The following is a 7458-nucleotide window of genomic DNA, read 5'->3' as shown; positions in this document are numbered from 1 at the left end:
CACTGCGGGATGGGCCGACGCATAGCCCCGGTAGCCCCAATCACACCAAAAGAAACGGCGTCTAAATCCGCAGGACTCCCAGCGCCTGAGGTGACGTCAGCATGCGGTGGTCGCGTTGCCCGTCGGTGAGTGGGGCGACGTACGCGAAGGGCGTTGTTCCGGCTGCGCATCGAGCCGGAGGGAACGGCCACGGCCCGGTGGGCACGGAAGCCCAGCAGTCGGCCTCGGGCAGCGAGTCCGGGTCCGCGGCGGCCACGGTGGTCGTGTGATGCGGGGGTTCGTCGGCTTCAGCGGCCGGCTCCGGGTCCGCGACCGTGGTCGGGTCGAGGAGGTGGGCGGCCGGGTGTCCGACGACGCCGTCATGGGCGTCGGCGTGCGCGAGCGTGTGGACAACGCCGAGGCCGATCAGGAGCAGGCCGAGCATGAGCAGGCGCGCGAGGAGACCCATGGGCGTCCCCGCTGTCCTCGTCACGTCACCGTCCCTTGTCCGCTCGGTCCCGAACCGGCGGCGTCAGCGTATCCGTTGCGAGGCGGGCGGCACCGGCCGGGCGGACAATCAGGCGGAACAGCAGGGTGACGGCCAGGGCGAGCCCCGCCAGCCAGGTCAGGGCGATCAGGAGGCTGCCCGTCTCGTCGAAGCCGGGGGTCAGGGCGGCGTCGGTCAGGACGCGGCCGGCGCCGTAGCCGGGCAGGGCGTGGGCCCAGGCGGGCGGGGTGGGCCGGAGCATCGGGCTCTGTTCGATACCCAGGTCGATGAAGGGCAGCAGGAAGGCGATCAGGACGCCGCCGACCCGGCCGAAGAGCGGGCCGAGCAGGACGCCGATGAGGGCGTAGGTCAGGGCGATCAGGGTGTTCGCGGCGATGTGCCAGGGCCACTGGGCGGCGTCGAAGACGGTGGCGGTGACGGCCAGTGCGGCTCCCGTGGCCGCCAGGGCACCCAGTGCGATGACGGTGAGGCGGGCGGCGAGCAGGGTCAGCGGGTGGAAGCCGGCCAGGGCCAGGCGCCGGTCGGCGGTCCGGGCGTCGAGGACCGCGAACAGTCCGGCCAGGGTGGCCAGTGAACCGACGGCGATGGGGGCCATCGTGCCGCCGTGGATGTCGGGCAGCCAGAACTGCCGGGTGAGGGTACGGCCGTTCTCGCGGACCGTCATGCCCTCGTACGCGTCGGGCGTGTGGCCACGACCAGGAGAATGAAGACCGTCGGTACGGCGATCAGCAGCGCCCACAGGACGCGGTTGCGGGCCGCCTCCCTCAGCGCCGCGCGCAGGCCGGCGGCCGGCTGGCCGCCGTGGTGGTGGCCCGGGCGGCGGGGCCAGAAGGCGGGCGTCACCGCGGTGTAGGCGGTCCACCGCTCGCCGAAGCGGCTCGCGACCTCGCTTTCCTCGCTGCGGGCGAGGCGGGCGTAGACGTACACCAGGACCGGGAACATGAGCAGGGTCGGGATGGTCGGCCACTGGAGCAGGAAGCCGATCATGATCAGCAGGAAGCCGTCGTACTGCGGGTGCCGCACCCAGGCGTAGGCGCCGGTGGTGGCCAGTTCCTCACGCTGGGCGGCGGCGTGCAGGGTCTTCCAGGCCGTGGCGATGAGCCAGAAGCCGCAGCCGATGGCCACGTAGCTGGCCAGGTGGAAGGGGCTGAGGTGGGGGTCGCCGGTCCAGCCGGTCAGGTCGTTCCACAGGTGGCCGCCTGTGTGGGTGTCCTCCAGCAGCGGGAAGCGGGAGCCGAGCCGGCTGCCGAGCAGGTAGACGGTCAGCGGAGTGCCGTACATCTCGGTGAACAGGGCGACCAGGAAAGCGCTGTAAGCGCCCATCGCCCGCCAGTCCCGCCTGCTCCTGGGGTGGAAGAAGCTCGCGGCGAAGGCGGCGAACAGCAAGGTGTTCAGGACGACCAGGGGCCACAGGCCGTAGGCGGCGTCAGCCATGACGGCCTCCTCGGGGTGCGCTCGGATGCCGGGCGGGTCCGGGGCGGCGCTCGCCGCGGGCCAGGCGGCTCATCCGGGCCTGGTGGTCGGCCGGTGTGATGCGGCCGTGGAGCAGCAGTGCGGTGCTCCACCTCTCGGTCGCCTCCAGCGCGGCGCGACGGCCGCGCAGCCGGGCCAGGGGTGGGCAGCGGGACTCGTGCGGGGTGATCAGGCGGGCGGTGTCGTAGACGGCACCGGCCAGAATGACCACCCCGAGCAGGACGGCGATCACCGCCGACATGACGGCCTCCCGGATACGGCGGTCAGCCGCGCGGGTGCCGCGGGTCGTGCTTGGTCAGCGGATCGTCCTCGGGCCGGGACTCGTGTCCGGCGGCGTGGTCGCCGCCGTGCATGCCGCGCATCATGAAGAACATCATCAGCGGGCAGGCCAGCACGATCACCAGGAAGAAGAGCGTGGCCACCGGCACGCCCAGGGCCAGGGCACCGACCACGGCGATCGCCACCGCGACGGCGTACAAGCCGTAGTTGCGCTGGTTGGTGTCGGTGTTCATCACGCGCCTCCTCGGGAGCGTGCCCGTCGGGCGGTTCTGCGGTCAGCTCTTGCCGAGCCGGGTGCGGGCGCCGGCGCGACCGCGCAGGACGGTCAGGCGCCGGTGGTACTCGTCCTCGTCGATCTCGCCGCGGGCGAAGCGCTCGGCGAGCAGTTCCTCGGGGCGGGCCGACGGTGTGCCGGTCGGCGTCCCGGTGCCGTCCGTTCGCGCCAGGGCGCGGAAGAGCAGAACGGCGACGGTGATGATCAACGCCCAGAAGAGGACCATGCCGGCCGCCATGGCGAACCAGCCCCATCCGCTGGGATCGTGGTCGTACCAGAACATCGTGGTCACCAGCTTCCTCACGGCCCTCGGGAGGAGACGGGCCCAGCGCCTGCGCCTTCCCGACCGTCCCACTTTCACGGTCACCCCCGCCGAGGGGGCCGTCATGGGCCGATGGGGCCACCGCACCCGGGCCGTTGGACCCTTACCCCGTGGGGGTATCCGGTGGAGTCTGGGAAGCAGCCGGACAGAGAGAAGGTCTGTCATGGATACCGCCGACATCGTGGTCGTGACCTTGGCCGTCGCCCTCGTCGCCGCGCTGGGCTGGTTCTTCTTCGGTCCGCGCCGCGCGCGCACCGCTCGCCTGGAGGGCGGAGTACAGCGGATCGAGGTCATGGTGCGGGGCGGCTACAGCCCGGAGGTGATCCGGGTACGGCAGGGAGTACCGGTGGAGCTGGTCTTCGACCGGCAGGAGTCCGGCGAGTGCACCAACCGGGTCGTCTTCCCCGACCTGCGGGTCAGCGCGGGACTGCCGGCTCACCAGCGGACCACCGTGCGACTGAGGCCCGAGCAGGCGGGGTCGTTCGGATTCGCCTGCGGGATGAACATGATCCACGGCACGCTCGTGGTGGACCCGGGCGAGGAGGCGTCCGCCGCAGAGCCGCCGGCCGAGGACGAAGCGCCGGAGGACCGCGCCTCCGCCGCCGGGGCCGAGGAGGCCGAGGCCGCCGAGCGGCGGGCGGAGATCGCGGACCTCGGGCGACGGGTCGCGGTCGGTACGGTGCTGACGCTGCCCGTGCTGTTCGCCGTGATGACCCATGAGGTCTTCGGCGCCGACTGGGTGCCGGGCTGGATGCTGAACCACTGGGTGCAGCTGGCCCTGATCACACCGGTCATGTTCTTCACCGGGTGGCCGATCCACCGCATCGGCTGGCTCACCCTGCGCCACCGCGGCGCCGACATGAACTCCCTGATCACCCTGGGCACTTCGGCCGCCTACGGCTACAGCCTGCTGGTCACCCTGGCCCCGTCCCTGCTGCCCGAGGACGTCCGCGAGGTCTACTTCGAGGCCGTCGGCGTCATCCTCACCCTCATCCTGCTCGGCCGGCTGCTGGAGGCACGGGCCAAGGCGGGAACCGGCGAGGCGATCCGGGCGCTGCTGGGGCTCCAGGCCCGCACCGCCCGGGTCGTACGCGAGGGCGCCGAGACCGAGATACCCGTGGACGAGGTCGTCGTGGGCGACGAGATCGTCGTCCGGCCCGGCGAGAAGATCCCCGTGGACGCAGAGGTGCTGTCCGGGGCGTCGGCGGTCGACGAGTCGATGGTCACCGGCGAGCCGATGCCCGTGACCAAGCGGGCCGGGGACACCGTCATCGGCGCCACCGTCAACACCACCGGCTCCCTGCGGGTGCGGGCGGCGAAGGTGGGTGCGGACACGATGCTGGCCCAGATCGTCCGGCTGGTGCAGCAGGCCCAGGCGTCCAAGGCGCCGATCCAACGCCTCGCCGACGCGATCTCCGCCTACTTCGTGCCGGCCGTCATCGCGATCGCCGTCGCCGCCTTCGCCCTCTGGTACACCGTCGGCCCCTCCCCCGCGCTCACCCTCGCGCTGGTCTCGGCCGTGGCCGTCCTGATCATCGCCTGCCCCTGCGCGCTGGGTCTGGCCACCCCGCTGTCCGTCATGGTCGGCACCGGAAAGGGCGCCCAGGCGGGCATCCTGATCCGCTCCGCCGAGGCGCTGGAGACCGCGCACAAGCTGGACACCGTCGTCCTCGACAAGACCGGCACCGTCACCGCGGGCAGGCCGGTCCTGACCGGCGTGCGGCCCGCCGACGGCTTCACCGAGGACGATCTGCTGGCTCTGGTCGCCGCCGCCGAGGCCGACAGCGAACACCCCCTCGCCACTGCGATCGTCGCGGGCGCCCGCGAGCGCGGCCTGGAAGTGCCCACCGCGTCCTCCTTCGACTCCGTCACCGGCAAGGGCGTCCGGGCCACGGTGAACGGCAGCACCGTCCTCGTCGGCACCGCCCGCCTCCTGGCCGGCGTCGCGACCGGTCAGCTCTCGGCTTCTGCCGAAGAGTTCTCCACCCAGGGCAAGACGCCCGTGCTGGCCGCCGTCGACGGCCGGCCGGCCGGGGTACTGGCCGTGGCCGACACCGTCAAGGAGGACTCCGCCCAGGCCATCGCCGCGCTGCACGGCCTCGGTATCGAGACCGTGATCCTGACCGGCGACAACGCCCGCACCGCCGCCGCGATCGCCGAACAGGTCGGCGTACGGCGGGTGCTGGCCGAGGTGCTGCCGGAACACAAGGCCGACGAGATCCGCCGTCTCCAGAGCGAGGGCCGCCGCGTCGGCATGGTCGGCGACGGCATCAACGACGCGCCCGCCCTGGCCCAGGCGGACGTGGGCCTGGCCATCGGGACCGGTACGGACGTCGCCATCGAGGCCGCCGACATCACCCTCATCTCCGGCTCCCTGTCCGGCGTCGTCACCGCGATCCGGCTGTCCCGGGCGACCATGCGCAACATCAAGCAGAACCTGTTCCTCGCCCTGGTCTACAACGCCGTCGGCATTCCGATCGCAGCCGGCGCCCTCTACCCCCTGTGGGGCATCCGGCTCAGCCCGATCATCGCCGCCGCGGCCATGGCCCTGTCGTCCCTGTCGGTCGTGACCAACGCCTCCCGGCTGCGCCGTTGGCACCCCGCGCCGCTGCCGGACGCCGAGGCCACCGGCGTACGGCCGACCGTGGAAACCGCCGCGGAGCCGTACGCACCGCCCTCGGCCACCGACCCGGTATGCGGCATGCAGGTCGACCCGGGCACGGCACCGGAGCAACGGCACACTCCACAGGGCACCGTCCACTTCTGCTCCGCCCGCTGCGCGGCCGCCTACGACACGGACCCGGAGCAGTACGCGACCCCGGTGGCGCGACTCGGTCGGCCCCCGCGCCGGGGCGGCGGAAACTGACCGCGGCGAACCCCTGAGGGGCGCAGCGGGGTGCAGTGCCTGTTCCGGGCGACGAGACATCGTCATCCCTCACTCGAAAGTCCCGGCAGAAACACCTGGCACATATACCCCCTGGGGGTATATGGTCATGACGTGAGCCCGGGCCGTACGGGCCACCGGACAGAGGGGGAACACAGCCATGGACCACAGCGCCCACCACGCCGGCACTCAGCACGACCACGCCGCCCATGTCACCCACGAGAACCACGAAGGCCACCACGGCCACATGGGGATGGCGCAGCACGCCGGCCACATGGGGGCGTCCTGGGCGACCGCGGTCAAGGCCACGCTGCACTGCCTGACCGGCTGCGCCATCGGCGAGATCCTCGGCATGGTCATCGGCACGGCCCTGATGTGGGGGAACGCGGCCACGATGGTCCTGGCGATCGCGCTGGCGTTCCTCTTCGGCTACTCCTTCACCCTGTTCGCCGTGGTGCGGGCCGGGCTCGACCTGAAGTCCGCGGTCAAGGTGGCGCTGGCCGCCGACACGGTCTCCATCGCGGTGATGGAGCTGGTCGACAACACGATCGTCGCCCTCGTCCCCGGCGCGATGGACGCCCACCTCTCCGAGGGGCTGTTCTGGTACGCCCTGCTCGGCGGCTTCGTCGTCGCGTTCCTGCTGACCACCCCGGTCAACAAGTGGATGATCGGCCGCGGCAAGGGCCACGCCGTCGTCCACGCCCACCACTGAGCGCACCACGCCACGTCCGCCCCTGCCGGAGGTTTACGCCTCCGGCAGGGGCATCTTGCGTTCCGGAGCGCGCGATCAGGAAGGCGGGGATGCGCGCAGGCCGTCCGCGGTGACCTGGACAAGCCTGCGCAGCGCGGTCTCGGATGACAGGCCGCCCGCCGCGCCGAGGGCGTGCAGGCCGTAGGCGGCGAGTTCCTCCGGGGCCACGTCGTCCCGCACCTCGCCGGCCGCCGCACCTTCCGCGAGCAGGTCGCCGACGAAGCGGAGCAGATGCCGCTCGGCGCGGGCGACATGCGCGCCGCGATGCAGCGCGGCACCGACCTCAGGGCCGTGGCCGTGGCGGCGCTGCTGGATCAAGGCGTACGCCATCAGGACCGCCGGTCAGCCGCTCGCCGACGGCACCGGGCCGGCCCCGGAGGGCGGCCGGCTCTTCCGAATGACCTGCGATCTGCCGCTCATCCCAGGCCCTCATGATCGACACGACGTCCGGGACGTACTTGTCCAGCGTGGCCCGGCCGGTTCCGGTCCGCTCCGCGATCCCTGGGTCTGGCCGGTGCGGCGCTCTCCGCACCCACTGGACGGGCTGGGCCACGGCAGCGGTCCTGGCCGTGGCCGCCGTGAAGATCACGCTCTGCACGGCGTGGGGCCGTCTCGCGCACCGCCGCCGACGGCACCTGAGCGGCTGGCCTCGCCCGGTCCGTCCGGGCCCGCCGCCTCATCCCTCCGCACTCCGGCAGCCACCGGCCGGGGGGCGTGGGCCGGCGGGCCGACCGACCTGCGTGGCCAGGGCCTGCAGCAGGGCGGCGGCCGTGACGCGCGTGAGGGGATGGGCGGCTCCGCGGCGCAACAGCGCCCAGGCAGTCGCAGTTGGCCCCGCCGTCCCACGACCGTCGGGGGGAACGGAGTGGCTGTTGTTCGTCATCGGATCTTCCCTCCGCAGTGGGCGCGTCCGCCGCCCCGTGGGGACGGCGGACGCGTGGATGCCGTGTGTTCAGACGCCTGCCTGGTCACTCACCGCCGCTCGCGG

General features: G+C 72.6%; 8 protein-coding genes and 1 pseudogene. 2 read left to right on the top strand and 7 right to left on the bottom strand.

Annotation, left to right across the window (positions count from 1 at the left end):
* Positions 1-61: 61 nt before the first annotated feature.
* The 6 genes and pseudogenes from DI272_RS44020 to DI272_RS43995 all read right to left on the bottom strand — a co-directional run bounded on the left by DI272_RS44020 (position 62) and on the right by DI272_RS43995 (position 2796).
* Entirely contained in the window at positions 62-472 is a 411-nt protein-coding gene (locus tag DI272_RS44020) for a hypothetical protein (protein WP_146238452.1), read from the bottom strand.
* Position 473: 1 nt separating this feature from the next.
* Complete coding sequence (locus DI272_RS44015; protein WP_109501474.1) at positions 474-1151, bottom strand: hypothetical protein; 678 nt, start codon at positions 1149-1151, stop codon at positions 474-476.
* 155 nt (positions 1152-1306) lie between these two features.
* Positions 1307-1921, bottom strand: a pseudogene (locus DI272_RS44010) (methyltransferase family protein); the annotation flags it as partial.
* Positions 1914-2201: a hypothetical protein gene (locus DI272_RS44860; protein WP_109501472.1), complete on the bottom strand. Its 288-nt coding sequence runs from the start codon at positions 2199-2201 to the stop codon at positions 1914-1916. The gene DI272_RS44860 and the pseudogene DI272_RS44010, both read right to left, overlap by 8 nt.
* Positions 2202-2223: 22 nt before the next feature.
* The gene (locus DI272_RS44000; RefSeq protein ID WP_109501471.1) at positions 2224-2472 is read right to left on the bottom strand and encodes a DUF2933 domain-containing protein; all 249 of its coding nucleotides are present in this window, start codon (positions 2470-2472) and stop codon (positions 2224-2226) included.
* Positions 2473-2514: 42 nt separating this feature from the next.
* A complete protein-coding gene (locus DI272_RS43995; RefSeq protein ID WP_109501476.1) occupies positions 2515-2796 on the bottom strand; it encodes an SHOCT domain-containing protein in 282 nt (93 codons plus the stop codon).
* Positions 2797-2998: 202 nt separating this feature from the next.
* On the opposite strand from DI272_RS43995, the gene DI272_RS43990 reads away from it, so the two are divergent.
* Together DI272_RS43990 and DI272_RS43985 are read left to right on the top strand one after the other, a co-directional pair.
* Positions 2999-5701, top strand: coding sequence for a heavy metal translocating P-type ATPase (locus DI272_RS43990; protein WP_109501470.1), 2703 nt, complete (start codon positions 2999-3001; stop codon positions 5699-5701).
* A gap of 178 nt (positions 5702-5879) precedes the next feature.
* On the top strand, positions 5880-6431 hold the full coding sequence (locus DI272_RS43985) for a DUF4396 domain-containing protein (protein WP_109501469.1): 552 nt from the start codon (positions 5880-5882) through the stop codon (positions 6429-6431).
* 75 nt (positions 6432-6506) lie between these two features.
* Here the strand turns inward: DI272_RS43985 and DI272_RS44855 are convergent, their stop codons facing one another.
* Complete coding sequence (locus tag DI272_RS44855) at positions 6507-6800, bottom strand: hypothetical protein (protein WP_181387601.1); 294 nt, start codon at positions 6798-6800, stop codon at positions 6507-6509.
* Positions 6801-7458: the final 658 nt, after the last annotated feature.

Origin of the sequence: Streptomyces sp. Act143 (genome assembly GCF_003143935.1) — a bacterium.
Lineage (GTDB): Bacteria > Actinomycetota > Actinomycetes > Streptomycetales > Streptomycetaceae > Streptomyces.
This window is presented reverse-complemented; position numbering and strand designations above follow the sequence as displayed.